Annotated in this window: 21 protein-coding genes and 1 other RNA gene; 11 read left to right on the top strand and 11 right to left on the bottom strand. The window is 57.6% G+C overall.

Annotated elements, in window-relative coordinates:
• Window positions 1-474: 474 nt before the first annotated feature.
• The 4 genes from pssA to C6366_RS01620 form a co-directional block, all read right to left on the bottom strand.
• A complete protein-coding gene (gene pssA / locus C6366_RS01635) occupies window positions 475-1,236 on the bottom strand; it encodes a CDP-diacylglycerol--serine O-phosphatidyltransferase (RefSeq protein ID WP_107735608.1) in 762 nt (253 codons plus the stop codon).
• Window positions 1,233-1,901: a phosphatidylserine decarboxylase family protein gene (locus tag C6366_RS01630; RefSeq protein WP_107735607.1), complete on the bottom strand. Its 669-nt coding sequence runs from the start codon at window positions 1,899-1,901 to the stop codon at window positions 1,233-1,235. The genes pssA and C6366_RS01630 overlap by 4 nt, the downstream gene beginning before the upstream one ends.
• A gap of 76 nt (window positions 1,902-1,977) precedes the next feature.
• Entirely contained in the window at window positions 1,978-3,681 is a 1,704-nt protein-coding gene (locus tag C6366_RS01625; RefSeq protein ID WP_107735606.1) for a TrkA family potassium uptake protein, read from the bottom strand.
• 43 nt (window positions 3,682-3,724) lie between these two features.
• Entirely contained in the window at window positions 3,725-4,153 is a 429-nt protein-coding gene (locus C6366_RS01620) for a DUF4079 family protein (RefSeq protein WP_107735605.1), read from the bottom strand.
• Window positions 4,154-4,403: 250 nt separating this feature from the next.
• On the opposite strand from C6366_RS01620, the gene ahbC reads away from it, so the two are divergent.
• From ahbC to ahbA, 6 genes are all read left to right on the top strand, one after another.
• Window positions 4,404-5,597 carry a 12,18-didecarboxysiroheme deacetylase gene (ahbC, locus tag C6366_RS01615; RefSeq protein ID WP_107735732.1) on the top strand — a complete coding sequence of 398 codons (1,194 nt, stop codon included), beginning with the start codon at window positions 4,404-4,406 and terminating at the stop codon, window positions 5,595-5,597.
• Window positions 5,598-5,656: 59 nt separating this feature from the next.
• The gene (gene hemB / locus C6366_RS01610) at window positions 5,657-6,628 is read left to right on the top strand and encodes a porphobilinogen synthase (protein ID WP_107735731.1); all 972 of its coding nucleotides are present in this window, start codon (window positions 5,657-5,659) and stop codon (window positions 6,626-6,628) included.
• A gap of 57 nt (window positions 6,629-6,685) precedes the next feature.
• Window positions 6,686-6,898, top strand: coding sequence for an addiction module protein (locus tag C6366_RS01605; RefSeq protein ID WP_107735604.1), 213 nt, complete (start codon window positions 6,686-6,688; stop codon window positions 6,896-6,898).
• The gene (locus C6366_RS20610; RefSeq protein WP_107735603.1) at window positions 6,895-7,188 is read left to right on the top strand and encodes a type II toxin-antitoxin system RelE/ParE family toxin; all 294 of its coding nucleotides are present in this window, start codon (window positions 6,895-6,897) and stop codon (window positions 7,186-7,188) included. Before C6366_RS01605 ends, C6366_RS20610 begins: the two co-directional genes overlap by 4 nt.
• Window positions 7,189-7,250: 62 nt before the next feature.
• Complete coding sequence (gene ahbD / locus C6366_RS01595) at window positions 7,251-8,450, top strand: heme b synthase (protein WP_107735730.1); 1,200 nt, start codon at window positions 7,251-7,253, stop codon at window positions 8,448-8,450.
• A 30-nt stretch (window positions 8,451-8,480) separates the two neighbouring features.
• Window positions 8,481-8,942, top strand: coding sequence for a siroheme decarboxylase subunit alpha (gene ahbA, locus C6366_RS01590; protein WP_107735602.1), 462 nt, complete (start codon window positions 8,481-8,483; stop codon window positions 8,940-8,942).
• A gap of 407 nt (window positions 8,943-9,349) precedes the next feature.
• Here ahbA and ssrA read toward each other — a convergent pair.
• Window positions 9,350-9,708: a transfer-messenger RNA gene (gene ssrA / locus C6366_RS01580) on the bottom strand.
• 200 nt (window positions 9,709-9,908) lie between these two features.
• Here ssrA and C6366_RS01575 point away from each other — a divergent pair.
• The 3 genes from C6366_RS01575 (at window position 9,909) to C6366_RS01565 (ending at window position 13,872) form a co-directional block, all read left to right on the top strand.
• Complete coding sequence (locus C6366_RS01575) at window positions 9,909-12,167, top strand: SLC26A/SulP transporter family protein (RefSeq protein WP_158269593.1); 2,259 nt, start codon at window positions 9,909-9,911, stop codon at window positions 12,165-12,167.
• Between the two features lie 110 nt (window positions 12,168-12,277).
• Window positions 12,278-13,174, top strand: coding sequence for a DUF2156 domain-containing protein (locus C6366_RS01570; RefSeq protein WP_107735729.1), 897 nt, complete (start codon window positions 12,278-12,280; stop codon window positions 13,172-13,174).
• Window positions 13,175-13,194: 20 nt separating this feature from the next.
• A complete protein-coding gene (locus C6366_RS01565; RefSeq protein ID WP_107735728.1) occupies window positions 13,195-13,872 on the top strand; it encodes a Crp/Fnr family transcriptional regulator in 678 nt (225 codons plus the stop codon).
• Between the two features lie 89 nt (window positions 13,873-13,961).
• Here C6366_RS01565 and C6366_RS01560 read toward each other — a convergent pair whose 3' ends face one another.
• The 3 genes from C6366_RS01560 to C6366_RS01550 all read right to left on the bottom strand — a co-directional run bounded on the left by C6366_RS01560 (window position 13,962) and on the right by C6366_RS01550 (window position 16,727).
• Entirely contained in the window at window positions 13,962-15,254 is a 1,293-nt protein-coding gene (locus C6366_RS01560) for a peptidase U32 family protein (protein ID WP_107735599.1), read from the bottom strand.
• Between the two features lie 114 nt (window positions 15,255-15,368).
• Complete coding sequence (locus C6366_RS01555; protein ID WP_107735598.1) at window positions 15,369-16,229, bottom strand: PHP domain-containing protein; 861 nt, start codon at window positions 16,227-16,229, stop codon at window positions 15,369-15,371.
• A gap of 120 nt (window positions 16,230-16,349) precedes the next feature.
• Complete coding sequence (locus C6366_RS01550) at window positions 16,350-16,727, bottom strand: flagellar protein FlaG (RefSeq protein WP_107735597.1); 378 nt, start codon at window positions 16,725-16,727, stop codon at window positions 16,350-16,352.
• Between the two features lie 471 nt (window positions 16,728-17,198).
• Between C6366_RS01550 and C6366_RS01545 the strand changes: the two genes are divergently transcribed.
• Window positions 17,199-18,146 (top strand): flagellin, encoded by a 948-nt coding sequence (locus tag C6366_RS01545; protein WP_107735596.1) that lies wholly within the window; start codon window positions 17,199-17,201, stop codon window positions 18,144-18,146.
• Window positions 18,147-18,277: 131 nt separating this feature from the next.
• Here C6366_RS01545 and rnc read toward each other — a convergent pair whose 3' ends face one another.
• Window positions 18,278-18,967, bottom strand: coding sequence for a ribonuclease III (gene rnc / locus C6366_RS01540; protein WP_107735595.1), 690 nt, complete (start codon window positions 18,965-18,967; stop codon window positions 18,278-18,280).
• Window positions 18,968-19,301: 334 nt separating this feature from the next.
• On the opposite strand from rnc, the gene C6366_RS01535 reads away from it, so the two are divergent.
• Window positions 19,302-20,366, top strand: coding sequence for a phosphotransacetylase family protein (locus C6366_RS01535; protein ID WP_107735594.1), 1,065 nt, complete (start codon window positions 19,302-19,304; stop codon window positions 20,364-20,366).
• A 75-nt stretch (window positions 20,367-20,441) separates the two neighbouring features.
• Here C6366_RS01535 and rnhA read toward each other — a convergent pair whose 3' ends face one another.
• On the bottom strand, window positions 20,442-20,915 hold the full coding sequence (gene rnhA / locus C6366_RS01530; protein ID WP_107735593.1) for a ribonuclease HI: 474 nt from the start codon (window positions 20,913-20,915) through the stop codon (window positions 20,442-20,444).
• Window positions 20,912-21,493 (bottom strand): hypothetical protein, encoded by a 582-nt coding sequence (locus C6366_RS01525; protein WP_107735592.1) that lies wholly within the window; start codon window positions 21,491-21,493, stop codon window positions 20,912-20,914. Before C6366_RS01525 ends, rnhA begins: the two co-directional genes overlap by 4 nt.
• Between the last annotated feature and the right edge of the window lie 49 nt (window positions 21,494-21,542).

Below are 21,542 nucleotides of genomic sequence, written 5' to 3'. Positions count from 1 at the left end.
TATCCTCAGTATGTTAGAATATTTTGCAGTTGAATTAGTTCATGTTTACGTAACCAGAATAGGCTTTAAACCGCCCGCTCCCGTTGGTCGCTCAAGACGCCAAGGGCACCAAGAATAACATTTAAAAAGCGCAGGAAAGATGCCCTTTTAAAAAAGTTGCTTCACCTCAGACGGGGTGTAAAAAACATTCGTTTAATAACCTTGATCGCACAGTGGACAATGTCTTTCCCAATAGCATTGACGTCCATTCTCTCGTTCCTTGTCGCCGACAGGCGTGGAGCTTTCGGCTTCCGCATCTTTCCAGCGGAAGCCGAAAAATCTTCTTGGCGTCCTCCGTGCCTTGAGCGAAACGGGCGGTTAAAATTTCATAAGCCACAAAATCGCGCTCATTTTCGGAACAACATCGCGTCACCGCGAACTGTTCACGAAGCAAGGTAAGAAATCAAGAAAAACTATGAGGGGGTGGGGGGTTGGTTACGGGAGTTCATGAGGGGACTCCCGTAGCAGACGGACTTTGCGATAGGGTAGAATCAGGAAGGAGAGGATCAACCCGGAGAACAGGTAGGTCAAGAAAAACAGGAATCCCAAAACCTTGGGCTCGGAAGCGATGACCACGAAAATCAGCATGGCCGCCACGGTGGTCCGGAACGGATGGCTGCGCATGCCGTCGAATTCCTTCAAGGACGGATAGCGCACCCGGCTGACCATCAAAAAGGAGAGCACGTACACCAAAACCAGGGTGATCGTGCCGTACATGTCTTCGATAAAGGCAGGGGACTGGGTGCTGAACAGGACCAGGGTCGCCAGGACGCAGGCCGCGGCGGGAATGGGCAGGCCGATGAAGTACTTCTGGGAGATCTTTCCGGACTGGACGTTAAACCTGGCCAGTCGCAGCGCGCCGCAGGCCACGATCAGGAAGGAGGCCAGCAAGCCCAGACGACCATATTCCTGCAACTGCCACATGTAGACCATGATCGCCGGGGCAACGCCGAAGGCCACCAGATCGGCCAGGGAGTCCAGCTGGACGCCGAACTCGCTGGTGGAGTGGGTCAGGCGGGCGACCATGCCGTCCATGCCGTCCAGGACGCAACTGACCAGAATGGCCAGGGCGCAATACAAAAACTGCCCTTCGATGGCCCAGATGATCCCCAGGAAGCCGGAGAACAGGCTGGCGGTGGTGAAAAGGTTGGGGAGGAGGTAGACCCCTTTGCAGATGGGCTGATTCGGACGGTTCACAAGGACTCGGATTTGGGTTGTTGGTCTTTCAATTCGGCTATGACGGTCAGGCCGGCACACGTGTGTTGCCCTTTCGTCACACGAACTTCATATGCATCAGGCAGGTAAAGGTCAACCCTGGAGCCGAATTTGATCAACCCGATACGTTGACCACGAGCCACCTCATCCCTCTCTTCGGCCCAGCACACGATCCGGCGGGCCACCAAGCCCGCGATCTGGACCACGGTCCAGCCGTGGCCGTGCTCGTCCACGACCCGAAACTGATTCCGTTCGTTGTCCTCGGACGCCTTGTCCAGGGCCGCGTTCAGGAATTTTCCGGGAAAGTAGGTTATCCTTTCCACCCGCCCGGTCACCGGAGTCCGGTTCACATGCACGTTGAACACGTTCATGAAAATGGAAACCTTTGTCCGCACCTGCCCTGTGGCCGGATCGACCGCGGGACCGACGAAGACGATCTTGCCGTCAGCCGGGGCTACGGCGAGGCCCGGTTCCTGGGGCGTGACCCGTTCCGGGTCGCGAAAAAAATTCAGGGTCAGGATCGTCAGAATCAGGACGATTAATGCCGGAACTCCCCAGCCGAGAACGGCCAGGATCAACGTCACGAAGGCCCCCAGTCCGATATACGGCAGGCCCTCTTTGGCGACTCCGGGCGAAGATTGGCGCATTTCTGTGCTCCTTTATGTCAGGTCAAGGTTCAGGTTGAAAAAAAAGGGGCCACCGCCTGTTGCGGCTTCAGTTCGCTCAGTCCCCGTTGGTGAACGATCCCATGAAACACTGTTCCGCCTCAGCGTTGCCGATCATGATCAATTCCGTGTCCGGATCGATAGAGCTGCCTGGTGAAGGGTTGATGTTCAGTTGGCCCTTATTGTCGATGGCGATCACGTTGCAACCGGTCTTTTGGCGAATATTGCTTTGCTCCAGTGTTTTCCCGACCAATTTTTTGGGTGCGGGCATCTTGAAGATGTTCAACCCTTCGGAAACCATCAAGGTATTGTCCTGCAACAGATAGTTTGTAATGCTGGTCACGCCCATGGAGGCGTAGGACATGACCAGGTCGGCTCCGGCCCGGTGCAGCTTGGAGATGTTCCGGTCCAGCGTGGCCCGGGTGATGATCTGGATGTCCGGCCTGAGCCGTCGGCAGTAGATGGTCAGGTAGATGTTCATGTCGTCGTCGTGGGTGGTCACGATCACCGAAGGCGCGGTGTCAATGCCCGCCTTGCGCAGGGTGTCCAGGTCCGCGGCGCTGCCGTGGACATATTCGTCTTCCGCGCCCTTGATGGCACGAACGTTTTTTTCCACAATCTTGTAGGCCACGCCGCGGGCCTTGAGCGTATCCGCCGCGGCCCTGCCGACTCGTCCGCCGCCCAGGATCAACACCGGCGCTTCGCTGGTCGCGTAGCCGCCGAACTTTTCATCATACACGGCCAACTGCTGATCCGATCCGGCCAGGACAAGGACGGTGGATGCGGAAATTATGGTGTCCGGCAAGGGCACCTTGTACTTGCCCCGCTCCCAGACCCCGGCCACGGTGATCCCGGTCAGCTCCCGCAACCGGCTTTCCAGAATGGTCTTGCCCTCCAACGAACTGCGCATGGCCGGGACCTCGGCGATGAGCAGATCGTCGAATCGGCCGATAATGTTCGCCCGCATGCTCACGCCCAGGACCCGCCGGGCCAGGGACTGCCCGAGCATTTTGGTGAACTGGTAGACATGACTGCTGCCGGCCAGTTCCAGGATGTCCACGGAGTCATCGTCCGAAGCGTTGGAAACGATAGGCGTTTTTTCGCACAGCTCCCGCAGGGTATAAACGATATTGGTATTGATTTTGTCCTCTCCGCTGTTCACCACGATCAACGCGGCCTTGTCGGCTTGAATCTTGCGATACGTCTCAATATCGTCCAGCTCGCCGAGCACGGCTCTGTAGCCCTGCTCATACAATCCCAGGGCGACCTGTTGGTCTTCGACAACAAGATAGCACTTGCGATTGTATTGCTTGAGCTTGCTATCCAGGCTCAATGAAATGGGATCAACGCCCACGACGATGACGTGGTTCTCCGTATCCTCGGGAAGAGTCCGGATCACCCTGGATTTTGACTGGGCCTCCAGCCAGGGAGCATAAAAAAACTGAATAAAGGTGAAAGGCAGCATGACCAGCAGAAAGACAACTCCGGAGAGGAGGACGATCAAGGAAAAAATAAAACCTAAGTCGGTATGAAACGTGATGTCGCCGAAACCCAATGTGGACATGACGACAAATGTCCAGTAGACTCCTGTAATCCATGAAAAATACCGATCCTCATGGTACATCATGATCACATGAAACAGGATACTGTAGGTTGACACCAGCAACACGAGAACCAGCAAAAACTTGAATAAAACGCGCAGGTCTCGTTTAGCGGATTTTTTTTGCAACAAGGCAACTATTTGGGCGGGAAGGTACTTCATAATGTGGAGTTCAGGGGTCTACGAATCAATAATTCCGGACAGCTCAATCCAGGATGAAGAAGCGGATGACGTTAAGCCCGGTCCAAGTCTGAACCAGGGCCAGGAACAGGACGACGGCGTTGTTGAGCCCATGCAGAACAGGCAGCCTTTTATACTTTCCCTTGTGCCTGTCCAGCAGCAATCCACTGACGAGCCCGAATATCATCAGCGGCCCCATGGCCAGGCCGATCCAATAATGATGTTGGGTATAGCCGGTTCCTCCCCAGTAATGCGCCGTGACCCCAGCGCCGCCGATCAAGCCGATCAGGAGAGCCGTCAGCGTGATCAGGCCGAGGGATACATGGCGTTTCCAAAGAAATGCCGCCTTTTTGCCGGAAAAAGCGGCCATGAGCCGCGGCCATCCCAGGTAAAATACGTACACGGCGAGAATGGTCGCCGCGAACTGCCAAAGCGGATGAATGTAGTAGACCATGAGGCACCTCAATGGTTGTTTTCAATGAGTTTTTTTCGACACACACGGACAAGGGCGGAAGGAAAGCCGTGAAGACGAGGGCAATCCGGGGAGACCTGGGAAAATCTCAACTCACTCGGGCCTTGTCAAGGCGGTTGTTTGGCCTTATCCCCAATCCACTCCGCGCATGGGCTGTTTTTGCCTTCCGGAGCAAAATGACCTATATTTTCTTTTTTCATTTTCATTGCCATCAATCTTTGAAGAGGAAACCATGATCGGTATATCAAAACTCTATTGCGGAACCATTGAACCATCCGACGCACTGCGCTACGGACGGCATTCCGGCAAGCTGCCCTCGCATCTGCTCCAATTCTCCCAGGACAAAAAGCCCGTGGTGGTCTGGAACATGACCCGGCGATGCAACCTGAAATGCGTCCACTGTTACGCCCAGGCCGTGGATCCCGACGGCACGGACGAAATCTCCACGGCTCAAGCCAAGACCATGATCGACGATCTGGCCGCTTTCGGCTCCCCGGTGATGCTCTTTTCCGGCGGCGAACCCCTGGTTCGCAAGGATCTGGTGGAACTGGCCCACTACGCCGTGTCCAAGGACATGCGTGCCGTGATCTCCACCAACGGCACCCTGATCACCAAGCAAAAAGCCAAGGAACTCAAGGACGTCGGCCTGTCCTACGTGGGCATCTCCCTGGACGGCGGCGAGGAAGTCCATGACCGTTTCCGCGGCGTGACCGGATCGTACAAGAAAGCCCTGGAAGGCATCGCCAACTGTCAGGCCGAGGGACTGAAGGTCGGCCTGCGGTTCACCATTAATAAGCGCAACGTTCAGGAAGTGCCGGTTCTCTTCGACCTGATCCGGGATCTGGAAGTCCCGCGAATCTGTTTTTATCATCTGGTCTACTCCGGCCGGGGCTCGGATCTGATGAACGAGGATCTGGATCACGGCCAGACCCGTGAAGTGGTCCACCAGATCATCGACTCGACCAAGGCCCTATTCGACGCCGGGATGCCCAAGGAAGTCCTGACCGTGGACAACCACGCCGACGGGCCGCTGATCTATCTGCGCCTGCTCCAGGAAGACCCCAAGCGGGCCGAGGAGGTCCGGGAACTGCTCTCCTTCAACGAGGGCAACAATTCCGGCCGGGGCATCGGCTGCATCTCCTGGGACGGCCAAGTCCACGCCGACCAGTTCTGGCGCAACCACACCTTCGGCAACGTCCTGGAACGCCCGTTCTCGGAAATCTGGATGGACCCGAGCATCGAGCTGCTGGCCAAGCTGAAGGACAAGAAGGCCCACGTCACCGGACGGTGCGCCACCTGCCGCTTCCTGAGCGTCTGCGGAGGCAACTTCCGCGCCCGCTCCGAAGCATACCACGGCGACATCTGGGCCCCGGACCCTGCCTGCTATCTGACGGACGAGGAAATTGCCGGGCTGGCCATTGCGTGACGCAAGGCTTTGACGAGACGCTTTGCATCTTTCTTGATTCCAAAAGAAGACGGGATATTATGATCTTCCACAGAGGACGCCGCTTGCGGCGGACGGCCACATTGCGCGGTTTGGTGCGGGAAACGACCCTTTCCCGCGACGACCTGATCCAGCCCTATTTCGTCGTGGACACGGATGACCCGAATTTCGCCAAGCCCATCGGGGCCATGCCCGGACAGAGTCAGCTCGGCCTGGGCAAGCTGGTGGAACGGGTGGGCCGGGCCGTGGACATGGGACTTGCGGCCTGCATCCTGTTCGGCATCCCCAAGACCAAGGACCCCACTGGCTCTCAAGGCTGGGCGGAAAACGGAATCGTTCAGCGGGCCGTGACGGCCCTGAAGCGCTCCTACCCGGACCTGTGCGTGATCACGGACGTCTGTCTGTGCGAATACACTTCCCACGGCCATTGCGGCCTGGTTTCCGGCGATGAGGTGCTCAACGACCCGACCATGGAGCTGCTGGCCAAGGTTGCCCTGTCCCATGCCCGAGCCGGAGCGGACATGGTCGCGCCATCGGACATGATGGACGGCCGGGTGCTGGCCATCCGCGAAGCCCTGGACCACGGAGGCTTCACCCACCTGCCGATCATGAGCTACGCCGTGAAATACGCCTCAGGCTTCTACGGCCCGTTCCGGGAGGCAGCGGAAAGCCCACCCCAGTTCGGGGACCGTAAGACCTACCAAATGGACCCGGCCAACCGCCGGGAGGCCTTCCGGGAAGCCCTGGCCGACCTGGACGAGGGCGCGGACCTGCTGATGGTCAAACCGGCTCTCCCCTATCTGGACATCCTCCGCGACCTGCGCGAAACCACGGACGTGCCCCTGGCCGCCTATCAGGTCAGCGGCGAATACGCCATGATCAAGGCCGCGGCGGCAAACGGCTGGATCGACGAACAAACCGTGGTCCTGGAAACACTGACCTCCATCAAGCGGGCCGGAGCAGATCTGATCTTGACGTATTTCGCCGAAAATGTGTTGAACTGGCAAAGATGATAACAATCTCTCGGCTTAGGGTGTCGCTCAAAAGCGATATTTTTTTAGGAGTTGCTTATGATGATCGAAGAAGTCACGACAAAAGCATTATGCCTGAAGCCTATAGAAAAAATTCATCTTGTAGAGACCCTTCTGGACAGTCTCAATCCTCCAGACAAGAGTATTGAACAAAAGTGGATTGAAGAGTCAGAAAGGAGATATCTGGCCTATAAGCAGGGATTGCTTAAAGGCATATCCTTAGACCAAATCCGTGCAAAAATGGAACAATGAGCGTTCTTCTCATCCCACCAGCCGATCAAGAGCTCCAAGATGCTGCCATCTATTACAACGGCGAGGTTTCGGGACTTGGCGACCAATTTTACGCATCTTTTCTTGATGCCGTAGATAGTATTGCCGCTAATCCTGAAATGTGGCGAAAGATCGGACAAAATACAAGAAGATGCAATATCAAGCGTTTCCCTTATCTCGTATTATATGTTTTTGACAGTACGGACATATTGATAACGTGTATTGCCCATCAACATAGAAACCCAGAATACTACAGGATACGAATTTCCTGACTGTGCTCCAATCTTTTTAATTCATCTTTCATATCCTGAACACTATGCAGCACTCCCACTCCATGAATAAAAATCAAAGCATCCCTCATGGTGCCCGCTCGCCAGAGCATCCTTCCGAGCATCCTTCCGAGCATCCTTCCGATCATCCGCAAGGCCATCCCGTCGGCCATCCACAAGGCCTCTCGGGCATGCCCAAAACCCTGCCCGACGGCTCGCCGCCCTGTCGCCTGATCGCCTGGGAAGTGACCCGGTCCTGCAACCTGGCCTGCAAGCATTGCCGGGCCGAGGCGCATATGGAGCCGTATCCGGGCGAGTTTTCCACCGAGGATGCCAAGGCGTTGATCGACACCTTCCCGGAGGTCGGGGACCCGATCATTATTTTCACCGGCGGGGAGCCGTTGCTCCGGCCGGACATCTTCGAGCTGGTCCGCTATGCCGACGCCAAGGGCCTGCGCTGCGTGATGGCCCCCAACGGCACCCTGGTCACCGCGGACGTGGCCCGGAAGATGAAAGAGGCCGGAATCCAGCGGGCCAGCATTTCCCTGGACGGGCCGGACGCCGCCAGTCACGACGTCTTTCGGGGGGTGCAGGGAGCGTTTGACGGAGCCTTGCGGGCCATCGAGCACTTCAAGGACGTGGGCCTGCCCTTTCAGATCAACACCACCGTGACCCGGAACAACCTGGGCCAGTTCAAGGAGATCTTCCACCTGGCCGAAAAGCTGGGCGCGGCGGCGTGGCATATTTTCCTGCTGGTGCCCACGGGCCGGGGCGCGAACCTGGGCCGGGAGGTGATTTCCGGCGAGGAATACGAAGAGGTGCTCAACTGGTTCTATGATTTCCGCAAGACCACCAAAATGCAGCTCAAGGCCACCTGCGCGCCCCACTACCATCGCATCCTGCGCCAGCGAGCCAAAGAGGACGGCATTCCGGTGACCATGGACAACTTCGGCCTGGACGCGGTCAGCCGGGGCTGTCTGGGCGGCACGGGGTTCTGCTTCATCTCCCATACCGGCCAGGTTCAGCCCTGCGGCTATCTGGAGTTGGACTGCGGTCAGGTCCGGACCACACCATTTCCGGAAATCTGGAGGAAGTCGAAACAGTTCCTGGAGTTTCGCGACCAGAAGACCTACCATGGCAAGTGCGGGGTCTGCGAATTTCACAAGGTCTGCGCCGGATGCCGGGCCCGGGCCCAGACCATGAGCGGCCATTATCTGGCCGAGGAGCCGTTGTGTACGTATCAGCCGAAGAAGGCCGGGAAGTGATAGCCCGAGGAACAAAACAAGGAACAGACCATGGACGCGATTGACAAGAAAATCCTGGACCTGATCCAGACCGACTTCCCCCTGGACCAGCGGCCCTACGCCCTGATCGGCGAACAATTCGGCCTGACAGAGGCCGAGGCCCTGGCCCGGGTTCGCGCCCTCAAGGGCAAGGGCATCATCCGCCGCATCGGCGCCAATTTCCAATCCCGCAAGCTGGGCTGGACCAGCACCCTCTGCGCGGCCCAGGTTCCGGAAGACAAACTGGACCAGTTCACTTCCGAGGTGAACCGCCACCCCGGCGTGACCCACAACTACCTGCGCCAGCACATGTACAACATCTGGTTCACCCTCATCGCGCCCAGCGTGGACAAAGTCCGCGAAACCCTGGCCGAGATCACGGCCAGGACCGGCATCGAAATCCTGAATCTGCCCGCGGAAAAGACCTACAAGATCAAGGTGGACTTTCCCATGGCCGAAAACGACCAAGACTGAGGCCCGCTCCTCCCTCCCGGCTTTTGCCATTCGTCCAAGCTGTCCACGATGGCGACGACTCCCTCCAGCACATCCTCGGAGCGGCTTTCCCCGCCGAGCTCATCCGTTGCACCCGACTCGCCCCGGATTTCCAGCCCATCGGCGTCATTTTCTGCGACCCGAGTATTCAGCAAGCCGGAACAATACGCGATTTGAGCGTAGTTCGTCTTTAACATGTTCTTTCCTTTTTCGAACAAAGGCGAAAGGAACAACTTCTGATAACCGCAAAGACAAGAAAAATGTCGAACCAGTTGGCCTGCTCACATGCTCAGGCAAAATTTTTCGTGTTCTTCTTCGGCTCAAAAGGGAAAACAAAACCCGCCCCCCCGGAGAATGATCCAGGAAGACGGGCTGTTGCGATATGATTTTGGTGGAGGCGGGGGGAATCGAACCCCCGTCCGAGAACGGTCCGCCAGCGACGTCTACAGGCTTAGGACAGGTTTTAGTTCTCGCCTTGGGGATTGCCCCTGTCCGGGCGGCCCCGCGGCCAGTTCGTCTGTGTCTCGCTTTGACTCCCGACGAACAAAGGAATCAACGCCAGCCTGAAGTGTCGTCGCTTCTATCGGCTTACCAGGCGATGGGCCGGAGAAACGCTGGCTGTCTTAAGCAGCCAGGGCGTATTCGTGATCGTTGGCAGTTGAATGCCTGCTGCGTGTTTTACGAGGCCTCGCAGCACCTCGGCCTGCAGCCGTGGTTTCATCATCCCCGTCGAAACCAGGGCGCCCCCGAAGGGAAGTACTATTATAATGATCGCTATGGATTTAGCAAGGGGAAGGAAGCGAATTTGAAAAACACGCCGTAATGATCCGCCAGGCGCATCCTTGCGCAATCCGCGATTCAGGCCTAATTACACGCCATCCGGTTTTAACGAGTTGTTCAAACCAAAGACCGCTTTCTTCAGCCCAAAGCCCCTTTACGTTCCATCCAATGGCCAAAATATCGCTATTACCAAGGGATATCCTAACAGACCTGGGATCGCCCAAAGCCCTGGCCGGCATCAGCATCGGGCTGGTCATCAGCCTAATGGCGATCGTGATCCAAATTTCCTTGGCCGCGATGATCTTTTCCGGCCCACTGGAATCCCACGCCCAGCGCGGCATGGGGCTCACCCTGGCCGGAGGCGCGGTGCTGCTCGCGGTGACGGCCCTGTTCAGCGGTTTTCGTTCCAACGTCAACCTGCCCCAGGATGCTCCGGTGGCCATTTTTACCGGAGCGGCGGCGGGCATCGCCGCCACCTTGGGCATGGGCCACACGGAAGAGGCTTTCATCACCGTGGTGGCGGCCCTGATGCTTTCCACCCTGGCCACGGCCGCCTTTTTCTTCCTGGTCGCGAAAAAAAAACTGGCCGATTACATCCGTTTCACGCCCTATCCTGTGGTGGCCGGTTTTCTGGCCGGGACCGGATGGCTGCTGACCAAGGGCAGCCTGGAGGTGATGACCGGAATCTCCCTGTCGTGGGACGCCCTGCCATCTTTATTGTCCCGCGAGCTCCTTCCGTTCTGGGCGCCTGGAGTCGTTTACGCGGGGCTGCTGTTTTTTGGCCTGCGCCGCTGGTCCCATTTCCTGATCCTCCCCGGCTCCATGGTCGTCGCCTTGGTTCTGTACCATGCGGCCCTCCCGCTTCTCGGCCTGGACATGGCCCAAGCCCGAGAACTCAGATTGTTTTTTTCGTCCTTCTCCTCGGCCAACATCTGGCCTCCATTTACTCCACTGGACCTGCAACATGTCCAGTGGGCCGCCCTTGTACGAGAAATTCCCACCTTGGCCGTCATCCCGTTCATCGCCTTGCTCGGTCTACTGCTGAACACCGGAGGCATCGAACTGGCCGCCCGTCGTGACCTGGACCTAAACCGGGAGCTGCTGGTCAACAGCGGGGGCAACGCCCTGGCCGCCCTGACCGGATCCCACGCCGGGTACAGCGCGTTGAGCCTGTCCATGCTCGGTTTCAAAACCGGCGCGGACACGCGCATCGTCGGACTGACCGCCGCGCTGGTCCTGGCCGGGACGCTCCTCTTCGGCGGACAGGTTCTTTCCATTTTTCCCAAGGCCCTTTTGGGCGGTTTCCTGCTCCTGATCGGGTTGTTCTTTATATCCGACTGGATCGTGGATACCCGCAAACGCATGCCGCGACCGGACTATATCGTGGTGCTCACCGTCTTCGCTACCATCGGCGTTTTCGGCTACCTCCAAGGCGTCCTGCTGGGCCTTTTGGCCACGGTGGCCCTGTTCACGGCCAAAATCAGCCGTATCCCGGCCATTGAGGCCGTATCCAACATTTCCCGGACCCGCAGTCGCAAGTCCCGTCCGATTCCTCATCAGCATCTGCTGACCGTTCATGGACGCGGCGCGCGTCTTTTCAAGCTCAACGGCTTTCTCTTTTTCGGCTCCGTGAACTCATTGACCACGTCCGTCATGGAGGCGCTGCATGACGACTCCACACGCTACATTCTCGTCGATTTTCAGAATGTTTCCGGGTTCGATGTCTCCGCGGTCAACAACTTCGTCCGACTGGCTCAGCGAATGTCCTCGCGAAACGTCGCTTTTCTTCTGGCCGGGCCACCGGACCTGTTCACGGACCTGCTCAGGCAGATCGGCGGCGAAGACCAGGCCCGATCGTACAACGTGTTCCCCAGCGGCAACACGGCGCTGGAGTGGTGCGAAGACGACATCATCCGCTCCGCTCACGCCGCCCTAGCCGAACAGTCGGAACAGGCCCAACACGACCGGGACGAACTGTTCGACACCGTGGCGGACGAACTGTTGTCCGAATTGAACCGCCAGGAAACAATCGAGAGTTTGCTCAGCGCGATCGAACCCTATCTTGAATCTCAAACCTTCCCCCCGGGCCAGACGCTCCTCGGTCAGGGCGATCTTGGTCCAGGAATAATATTCGTGCGCCAAGGCGCGGTTCTGGAACGATTTACGGACACCTCGGGAGGCAGCAGCACGTTGCGGACCTTGGGACCGGGCTCTTTTTTCAGCGAACCCGCGGCCTACGGCACCTGGCGTTCCTCCCACGGCTACCAAGCCGAGTCCACCGTACAAATCGCTCTACTTACACCGAAGGCTTTTCTGGAGTTGGAGAATATCACCCCCGAAGCGGCCCGAAAAATCCATCGCCTTGTGGTCGCCGCTCTGATCGCCAACTTAGCCACAGACCTCCGGTCCACGGAATGGACTCCCTGACACACAAACCGCAACGCCCCCCGACGCCGACGTCATCGCGCTTTTTCATCCGCTCACTTCAAACCATGACCGCCAACATGCCCATGACGAAACATAAAACCGACCCCACCATGCCGCTTGAATTCCAGCAGATCACATTGCATGATCAGGAGCGCTACTTGGCTCTCCTGGGCTGCTGTCCGCAAAAAACGTCGGACCTCAGTTTCGCCAATATTTTCGGATGGGCCGAGGAGTACGGCCTGGAATGGTGTTTTGACGAAAATCTTGTCTGGCTGCGCCAACAAAACCCGGAGCCTCAACTCTGGGCCCCCGTGGGGCCCTGGAACGACGTGGACTGGGCCGCCCTCTGGCCCTGTCTGGCCAACGCCTCGTTTCATCGCGTTCCCGAGGAACTGACGGAAATATGGCGCAAAACATTCGGTGAACGGATGATTCCGAGCGAAGCCCGAGGGCAATGGGACTACGTCTATTCCGTCTCGGAACTGATTGAGCTCAAGGGCAATCGCTTTCACAAGAAAAAAAACCTGCTCCGCCAGTTTCAACGCAACTACCGAGCCGCCTACCACCCCCTGGACATGGACTGCGTGGAGCGGGTGCTGGAAATGCAGTCCAATTGGTGCACCTGGAAGGAATGCGTCGATTCCGACGCCTTGGAGGCCGAAAACACGGCCATCGAGCGCGTGCTCAAGGAGTGGGACCGTATCCCGGGACTGATGGGCGGGGCTTTGGAGGTAGAAGGCGAGATCGTCGCGTATACCGTGGCCGAAGCGTTAACATCCGACACCGTGGTCATTCACTTCGAGAAAGGCGATACAAGGTTCAAAGGCATCTACCAGGCCATCAACAACCTGTTCCTGGCCGACGCCGCAACCGGATTCGAAAACGTCAACCGTGAGCAGGACCTGGACGACGAAGGGCTTCGCAAAGCCAAGCTCTCCTACAATCCGATCCGCTTTTTGAAGAAATACGGAGTTCGCTTCGTCGATGCGGAACAGTCGAGTACATGATCTATCAAGGGGGAAGCGCCATGCACGACGACACCGCTTTACTGCTCAGCCAAAGCCCTGTTTTTCAAGGGATTCCCGAAAGTCAGATTCAGGCTTTAGCCAGGATTGCCGAGCCCATAACCTATCGTCCCGGTGATCTGATCTTTTCGGAAGGCGATGACGCCGCGGGCTTTTTTCTCGTGGTTTCCGGGCAGGTGAAGATCTATAAAATGTCCTTCGAGGGCAAGGAGCAGGTGCTCCACTTCGTCGGGCCGGGTGAAATTTTTGCCGAGGTGCCGGTCTACTCCGGCGGAGCCTACCCGGCCAACGCGGATGCTTTGCGAGAAACCCGCACGCTTTTTTTTCCCAGGCGAGCCATTCGCCGCCTCCTGGCCAACGACCCGAATCTAGCCATGATCATGCTGGCCGATCTGTCCAGGCGGCTGCGACAGCTGACGAAGCTGGTGGAAAGTTTATCCCTTAAGGAAAGTCCCGCCAGACTGGCCGCCTACCTGCTGCACGCCGGCGAGGAACTGACGCATGCGGACCAGGTGGAGTTGGACGTGACCAAAGGCCAGTTGGCCACCCTGCTGGGCACCACTCCGGAAACCCTTTCCCGGACCCTGAAAAAAATGTCGGAAACCGGATTGATCGAGGTCCAGGGCCGGACCATCAAATTGTTGAATAAAACAGGTCTGGAGCAGATGGCCACAAGTTGATCGCGACCATCTTACGCCAGCCGACGGCCTGAAAGCGAACGCGGAGATCGTGGCCAGAGAAGACGGACGGGTCAGGGTGATCTGGGTGGTCATCGCGGTTGTTTCCTGGGTTGATTCTGGGTTTGACGCAGAAAAATATCCGAACCGCATTCCGGGTGCTCGCAGTACAAGACCACCCGTTGCCCGGGATGCGCCAAGCGCATCGCTTCTCCCCGCTCATTCTCCAGACCGTACTCTCCAGACCGCAGCACCGACCGACGCAAGCCCGGCAGGACCAGTTCCACGGGTCCGGTCGCTTCCCAACGATCCAGAACCTGCGTCGTCCAGCGCCCAGGTCCATCCCGCCGCAGCAAATGTCCGACCATGGTCATGTCGCCGCTACACTCCCAACGATTCGCCGTCACGGCCGGAGCGCCGGGCAGAAAAAAGCCCGAATCCATGGGCCGATGCAACGCGGTCCCGAGTTCACGCAGATAACGGTCCGGCCTAAAACTTCCTCGGCCCAAATCGTCCAAAGCCGAACGGTATACGTCGCAGGTCAGCGCGACATACGCGGCGGAACGCATCCGGCCCTCGATCTTCAAGGCGTCGACGCCGTTGCGCTGGAGCCAGGGCAGATATTTGACCAGGCACAGATCTCGAGGGCTAAAAAAAGCCGTAAAGTCCTCCCCTTCCCATACCTCCCACAAAACGTCTCCGGGCCGGAGCTGCTCCTCCACGGTCAGGGCCAGGGCCCGAGGCTTGTAGGCGAAGCGACAGGGTTGGGTGCAGCCGCCCTTGTTCGCCGAACGGGCGTTGAGGTGGGCGCTCAGGGAGCAACGCCCGGACAGGGCCAGACACATGGCTCCATGCACGAACATTTCCAGTTCCATGCCCGGTGCTCTGCCGGACACGGCCCGCCGGAGGCCGCGAATATCCTTCAATGTCAATTCCCTGGCCAGATTGACGCGCCTGGCTCCCAAGTCCCGCCAGAACTCCACCGCCTCGCTGTTGCCGGTATTGGCCTGGGTGCTGACGTGCAGAGGCATGTCCGGCAAAAACTTCCGAGCCAGGGCGAAAACCCCGGGGTCGGCCACGATCAATCCGTCGACCCGCGAGTCCTGGGTTAATTCGCCAAGCATTGCCAAGACGTTACGGACAGCATCCAGGTCGGTTTCCAGGGGAAAGGCATTCAGACAATAATAGACGCGAACGTCTGCGGAATGGGCCAGCGCCACCGCGTGACGCAAGGCGTCCCGATCAAAACCTCCGGTGCCGGCCCTGAGATTCAGAGCCGATCCACCCAGGTAAACGGCGTCCGCGCCGTAACGCAGCGCGACCTTCAGTTTGGCGAGGTTCCCAGCAGGGGCCAACAGTTCCGGACGGAACGGGGATGACGACATGAAGGCGAGGAGGAAGGGTTGTCAGGAAGCTGAAAGAACAAGGTACCGGAAAAAGTTTCCGCGCCCAAATGCAGGCTGGTGAAGACCGGACGATGGACAGGGACTGAACGACCGCTAAACGGGCAGACCGAGCTTGACTCGGTGTTCCTTCATGGTCGACAGCAAGGACGCGGGGACGAACAACTCGCCAAAACCCGAGCCCAGCCGAACGTTCGGCTTAACCGCGCCGTGGAAGTCGGAACCGCCGGTGACCAGGAAGTCCATGTCCCGAGCAATGTCGAGATAAAGTCGTGTCTGATCCGGCCGGTGCAGCGTATAGATGGCTTCAATACCATCCAGTCCAAATTCCTTGAGCTGCTTCAACACACCGCGCAAATCCGCCCCCTTCAGCCCGAGCAGGAACGGATGGGCCAGCACCACGGTCGCGCCCACGGACTTCAGGAGTTCGATAGCCCGGCGGGGTCCGAGTTTTTCCTTGGGAACGTAGGCTTTGCCCTCGGAGCCGAGGTAGTCCTTGAATGCGTCGCTCAGCTCTCGAACGTAGCCCTTGGCATGCATAACCTGGGCGATATGCGGACGACCCACGGCATCCCCGCCGGACATGGCCAGGACATCGTCGTAGGAAATATCCATGCCCAGGACCTTAAGCTTGGCCATGATCAGATGATTGCGCTCATGTCGGCGATCCCGCAAAAAGCGCAACGTCTCGCTCAGCTTGCTGGGGCCGATGGGTATCCAGTAACCCAGAATATGCATGTTGCCGTTCTGGGAAACCACGCTCAACTCGCACCCGGGAATGAACTCAACTCCCGCTACATCGGCCGCGGCGGCAGCCTCTTTCAGTCCGCCTGTGGTGTCGTGATCCGTCAGGGCAATGGCTTCCAGGTCGGCATCTTTAGCCGCCTGAATCAGTTCCGTGGGCGCCAGGGTGCCGTCCGAGGCCGTTGAGTGGGTATGCAAGTCGATTCCGGGCATGGATGCTTCCTTATCCTATTCCCGATGTCCCCACAAGGAAGATCCTTCCAGCCCGAAAAGTCGAAGCAACACGAAATCGACGTTCGAGCCTTCACCGGCACCAAGTCTCAAATGGAAGCCCTAAAGCGATCTGTCCACGATCAAGCCGGCCATTTCGTCAATGGACTCAGCCAGTCGGATAATCTCATCCGGGGGAAAACGTCGCAGGACTTCCTTGGTTTTCGGATCAAACACCTCAACCTGAAGCCGCTCGCTCTTGTCCGCAACCTTCAATCGAATATTTAGTCCGGTTCCCTTCAGGTGCTCTTCGGCCACATCCATGGCCTCCATCAAGGCGCTTCTTCCTTTCTGACGAGCATCGTCGCCCTTATGCCCATCGCGGTCCCTGTCGTGGCTGAGGGCACCGAGCTTGTCGCTTTCAGGCACGTTCAAAACATAAGCAACACCAAGGTCGCCCGACACATATGACCGAGTCTCAAAATTATTATCCACACGCATGGCTGTATCCTCACTACTTCCTCAAAGGTCGGGGAAAGGCTGCCCAATCAACAGGGACGCCAAAACACTATCTTCGCTTTATCCTTCTTATCGACCATTGCCCGAAAATCTTTAGCGGGGCTCCCGACAAGTCTCAAGAGCGACGTCAAGACCAAATGACTTCATCCCGGCGTGCAATATTTTCAGCCCATTGTCATGACAATGACACGGGAAGCTCACCGGGGAGTGATGACCGCAAAAAGCACAAGGCCACCCTAACAATCTAAAACAAAACAATAAAATTCAACACCCACATCTTCGCCAATATGCACTGGCAAGAAAATCACCTTGTTAGCACATATACGTCTCCAAAATAGCTCTTAGAGCGCCACAGCAAATAATAACAATTTGAAAAAAAACAACTAAACACTGTTGGCACCCTCCTTGCTTAAAGCTAGGCATCACGATGTCACCCTTTTAGGAGGTTCAGCTATGGCTCTGACAATCAACAACAATTTAATGGCACAGAACGCCGCCCGAAACCTGTCCGCCGCCTATGGCAGACTCGGGACGTCCACGGAGCGGCTTTCTTCGGGATTGCGCATCAACAGCGCCGCGGACGACGCCGCCGGGTTGGCTATCCGCGAACTGATGCGAGCGGAGATTTCCTCCATGCGACAAGGCATTCGCAACGCCAACGACGCTATTTCCATGATCCAGACCGCGGACGGCGCCCTGGCCGTCATCGACGAAAAGCTGATCAGGATGAAGGAACTGGCCACCCAGGCGGCCACAGGTACTTACAACTCCGATCAGCGCTTGATCATCGACTCGGAATACCAAGCCATGGCCTCGGAAATCACCCGAATCGCCAATGCCACGAAGTTCAATGGAATTTACCTGCTGAACGGCAATCTTTCCACAGGCTCTGGAAACCCAGCGGATTGGGGTGGAGATCATAACGGTGCCGGCCTTATCTCCAGTGGTCCTTTGAAAATTCACTTCGGGCCATCCAACAACAGCGCCGAGGACTACTACTACATTGCCATCGGTAACTCCACGGCATCCGCTCTCGGGGTCGGCAATGCGGCAAGCCGAGACTTTGCAAGCGCGTCTCACCTTGAAGCAAGAGCAGGCTTTTCCATCTCCACCCAAGAGGGAGCTCAGCTCGCCCTCGACGCCCTGGAAAACGCCATCCTTTCCAAGGACAATATTCGTGCCAGTCTCGGCTCCTTGCAGAATCGCCTGGCCAACACCATCACCAACCTGTCCATCCAGGCCGAAAACCTGCAGGCCGCGGAGTCGCGAATTTCCGACGCGGACGTGGCCCTGGAAATGACCGAGTTCGTCCGCAACCAGATCATCACCCAGGCGGCGGTGGCCATGCTGGCTCAGGCCAACTCCCTGCCTCGGATGGCCATGCAGCTCATCAGCGGCTAAACACGACCAACCGCTTGAGCCGCATCGGCGGTACGATTTGGAGTCCCATCGACATCGGCTGACCTCCTGAAAATCTTCAGCCCCCGAAACGCGGCGTTTCGGGGGCTGAACTGACGAATCAGGGGCCGAGGTCAACCTTGCTTAAGGAATACCATGGCTTGACGGGCGGCATTCTGCTCGGCCTTTTTGACGCTGCTGCCCGAGTCCCGAAACTCCTCGCCACTGGGCAATTTGAGCAGGACATGAAACGTCCGCTCGTGCTCTGGTCCTGAACTTCCCTCCAAAAAATATACCGGCCGGTCTCGGCAATGTTGTTGGGTCAGCTCTTGAAGTTTGGTCTTATGATCCTTTTCCACGGGCAGTTCCATCTGCCTGGGCCACAGTCCAGTGAACCGCTCCAGAACCCACGGTTTGGCCACCGCGTATCCCCCGTCCAGAAAAATCGCCCCAAGAAGCGCCTCGAAAGCGTCGCTGAGCAGCGATTGACGCTGCCGCCCCCCCTGATTCTCTTCGCCACGCCCCAGCAAAAGGACTTGGTCGATCTTCAGCTTCCTGCTCAGCCCTGCTAAAACACCTTCATTCACCAGCAGGGCACGAAACGTGGTCAACTGGCCCTCGTTGGCCTCTGGATAGCGAACATACAATTCCTCGGTTATGCACAACTCCAGAACCGCATCCCCCAGAAACTCCAGACGCTCGTTGCTCTGGCCTCTTCCGGGCGACTCGTTTGCATAAGAACTGTGCGTCAAGGCCTCGTTCAATAATTTGACATCACCAAAAGCATACTGAATGCGCGCCTGTACCTGCTCAATGTCGTCCATTTTCACCTCCCAGGATCGGGCTGGTTCAGATCATCCTGACACTTCCACCTTAATCCGTCCCGCCAGCTATCAAGGAAAAAAATGCCCGGTCAAGCATCAAGCCGCGACGTATCCTTTCAGCTCAAGCCCGTTCATTGAGCCTTTCAGAACCTTTCGTCGAGAAGAACGCGCCTTTTATCTAGGTTGAAGAAGACTTTCCCGAAAAATATTGCGATTGCTCATGGGCAGGCGTAGAGTACGCCTGCGTCGTCGGACGTCCACAAAACGTTTTTCGGCGTTACACGCTAGGCATCATCTTCCTACACGATTACGAACGTACGCAAGGAGGCATCCTATGGTCGGTATTTATGTGGGCTCGACGTCAGGCTACTCAGGCAAAAACCTGATAGCCATGGGGCTTGGTCTCAAATTTCAAAAAGACGGCCTGAACGTCGGCTACATCAAGCCCGTGGGCGCCGTACCCGTTGAAAAGGACGGCAAAATGGGTGATGAAGACGCGTTCTTTGTCCAGGACGTTCTGGGACTCAAGGAAGATCCCGAACTCGTCACCCCGGTGCTGGTCACCGAGGACTTCAAAACCAAGGCCTTCGGCGGCCTGACCCACGACCTGATGGGCGACATCAAGCGCAGCTACGATGCCGTCAGCAAAGGCAAGGACGTGACCATAGTCGCCGGCTCCGGGAGCATGTATTCCGGCAAATACTGCAACGTGGACGCGGTTGAGGTCGTGCGCACCCTGGGCATCAAGTCCATCGTCATCGACCGCTACGGCAAGGAATTGAACTACGACTATCTAGCTGTACTCAAGGACGCCCTGGGCGACCAACTGATCGGGGCGATTCTCAACGACATTCCCCCGGACTACATGGACGAGGTCAAGAACCGCCTGACGCCCTTTCTGGAGCGCAGCGGAGTGAAGGTTCTCGGGGTTCTTCCCCGCGATCCGCTGCTCGGCGCGGTCCAAGTGGGCGAGTTGGCCCAACGGCTCGGCGGACGGGTGGTCACGGCCAAGGACAAGACCGATCGTGTCGTGGAGAACTTCCTGATCGGCAGTATGCAGGTCGAAAACTTCATGACCCACTTCCGCAAGAACAAGAACACCGCCATCATCATGGGCGGCGACCGCTCCGACGTTCAGCTGGTGGCCCTGGAAGGCGAATGCCCCTGCCTGATCCTGACCGGAAACATCTACCCCAACGACATCATCCTGACCCGGGCCGAGGTCAAGGAAGTTCCGATCATCATCGTTCGCGACGACACCTTCACCATGTCCAAGAAGATGGACGCCATCCTCTCCCGCCTGAAACTGCGGGACATGGTCAAGATCCAGCAAGGCGCCCAGGTCGTCAGTAACAACGTGGACATTCCCTACATCAAGGAAAAACTCGGGCTGAAATAGTTCCCCCGACCCAAATCACGCAAAAAAAGGCGTCCCAGAAACGGGACGCCTTTTTTCTCGCGAAACGCCTCAACGCTACCGGATGTATCCGACATCCTCGGGAAGGTCGCTCCCCTGGGCGGCGGTGCTGGCCAGTCTGTCGCAGCACTCGTTTTCCGGGTTCCCCGAATGGCCGCGCACCCAGTGAAAGGTCACGTCGTGGGTCTGGAGCAGGGCGTCAATTCGCAGCCAAAGGTCCTGGTTCTTGACCGCCTTCTTGTCCGCGGTCCGCCAGCCGTTGCGTTTCCACTTGGTCAGCCATCCCTTTTCCACGGCGTCATGTATGTATTTGGAGTCGGTATACAACTCCACCTTGGACCGGTCACCCAGGAGGCTCAAGGCCTCGATCACGGCCAGCATCTCCATTCGGTTGTTGGTGGTCAACCCGTAGCCGCCTGACAACTCCCGGCGTCCCAGACCATCGAGCACCACGCCTCCCCATCCTCCCGGCCCGGGATTTCCCAAGCACGCACCGTCGGTATAGATTCTCGTCACATTGTCCCCGCTCATTTTCCCGGTCCTTCGTCGCGCACGACTCCACGGTAGGAACCGCCCCCCGGTGGACCCTCGTTCTTATCGTGATGATATTCGCCATATTCGTCTTCCGGGCTGCTCAAAGCGTTCCAAAGCAAGCTCAAGGCCTCGCCCAGCCCCCGTTGCCAATTGCCGCTCGCCCAGTACGGGGCAAAATGCTCCTCGCCCAAGTACCTGATAAAACCCTGTCCCAGTGCCCGTTCCACGATGGGCGGCAAAACCACATGAAAAACCTCGGATTCGGGATCAATACCAATGTGGATGGTCTTTGCGTCCACCTGCGGTCGCGTTAACCCGTCCTCGGACACAACCAGCCGCAAATCCAGCCCGAATGACGATTTCAGGGCCCGGGACAAGTCGCGGACGGATTGTTTCTGGGCATCGGTCAGCAACCCGCCACGATCCACGACCACTTGATGCGAATCCAGCATCTCTATGGTGCGCTGGTTGTGTTTCCAAAAGAGCCAAATCACGCCCATGAACACGAAGACCATGCCCAAAGCCCGCAAAAGCCCTTCCCAAGGGGCGGCATCTCGATTCACTCCGAACGGCATTCCACGACCTCTGCGGTTAAAATCTCAGGGGGCAAGAAAGAATCAAAAC

This window comes from Desulfonatronum sp. SC1, from assembly GCF_003046795.1.
Classification (GTDB): Bacteria; Desulfobacterota; Desulfovibrionia; order Desulfovibrionales; family Desulfonatronaceae; genus Desulfonatronum.
The sequence above is the reverse complement of the archived record's forward strand: the minus strand, read 5'-3'. Positions and strand labels throughout refer to the sequence as shown.

What these genes read in the sequence shown, in the direction of transcription:
- C6366_RS01630 (WP_107735607.1), bottom strand. Translation starts at nt 1,901, where the DNA reads ATGCGCCAATCTTCGCCCGGAGTCGCCAAAGAGGGCCTGCCGTATATC.
- C6366_RS01625 (WP_107735606.1), bottom strand. Translation starts at nt 3,681, where the DNA reads ATGAAGTACCTTCCCGCCCAAATAGTTGCCTTGTTGCAAAAAAAATCC.
- C6366_RS01620 (WP_107735605.1), bottom strand. Translation starts at nt 4,153, where the DNA reads ATGGTCTACTACATTCATCCGCTTTGGCAGTTCGCGGCGACCATTCTC.
- ahbC (WP_107735732.1), top strand. Translation starts at nt 4,404, where the DNA reads ATGATCGGTATATCAAAACTCTATTGCGGAACCATTGAACCATCCGAC.
- hemB (WP_107735731.1), top strand. Translation starts at nt 5,657, where the DNA reads ATGATCTTCCACAGAGGACGCCGCTTGCGGCGGACGGCCACATTGCGC.
- C6366_RS01605 (WP_107735604.1), top strand. Translation starts at nt 6,686, where the DNA reads ATGATGATCGAAGAAGTCACGACAAAAGCATTATGCCTGAAGCCTATA.
- C6366_RS20610 (WP_107735603.1), top strand. Translation starts at nt 6,895, where the DNA reads ATGAGCGTTCTTCTCATCCCACCAGCCGATCAAGAGCTCCAAGATGCT.
- ahbD (WP_107735730.1), top strand. Translation starts at nt 7,251, where the DNA reads ATGAATAAAAATCAAAGCATCCCTCATGGTGCCCGCTCGCCAGAGCAT.
- ahbA (WP_107735602.1), top strand. Translation starts at nt 8,481, where the DNA reads ATGGACGCGATTGACAAGAAAATCCTGGACCTGATCCAGACCGACTTC.
- C6366_RS01575 (WP_158269593.1), top strand. Translation starts at nt 9,909, where the DNA reads ATGGCCAAAATATCGCTATTACCAAGGGATATCCTAACAGACCTGGGA.
- C6366_RS01570 (WP_107735729.1), top strand. Translation starts at nt 12,278, where the DNA reads ATGCCGCTTGAATTCCAGCAGATCACATTGCATGATCAGGAGCGCTAC.
- C6366_RS01565 (WP_107735728.1), top strand. Translation starts at nt 13,195, where the DNA reads ATGCACGACGACACCGCTTTACTGCTCAGCCAAAGCCCTGTTTTTCAA.
- C6366_RS01560 (WP_107735599.1), bottom strand. Translation starts at nt 15,254, where the DNA reads ATGTCGTCATCCCCGTTCCGTCCGGAACTGTTGGCCCCTGCTGGGAAC.
- C6366_RS01555 (WP_107735598.1), bottom strand. Translation starts at nt 16,229, where the DNA reads ATGCCCGGAATCGACTTGCATACCCACTCAACGGCCTCGGACGGCACC.
- C6366_RS01550 (WP_107735597.1), bottom strand. Translation starts at nt 16,727, where the DNA reads ATGCGTGTGGATAATAATTTTGAGACTCGGTCATATGTGTCGGGCGAC.
- C6366_RS01545 (WP_107735596.1), top strand. Translation starts at nt 17,199, where the DNA reads ATGGCTCTGACAATCAACAACAATTTAATGGCACAGAACGCCGCCCGA.
- rnc (WP_107735595.1), bottom strand. Translation starts at nt 18,967, where the DNA reads ATGGACGACATTGAGCAGGTACAGGCGCGCATTCAGTATGCTTTTGGT.
- C6366_RS01535 (WP_107735594.1), top strand. Translation starts at nt 19,302, where the DNA reads ATGGTCGGTATTTATGTGGGCTCGACGTCAGGCTACTCAGGCAAAAAC.
- rnhA (WP_107735593.1), bottom strand. Translation starts at nt 20,915, where the DNA reads ATGAGCGGGGACAATGTGACGAGAATCTATACCGACGGTGCGTGCTTG.
- C6366_RS01525 (WP_107735592.1), bottom strand. Translation starts at nt 21,493, where the DNA reads ATGCCGTTCGGAGTGAATCGAGATGCCGCCCCTTGGGAAGGGCTTTTG.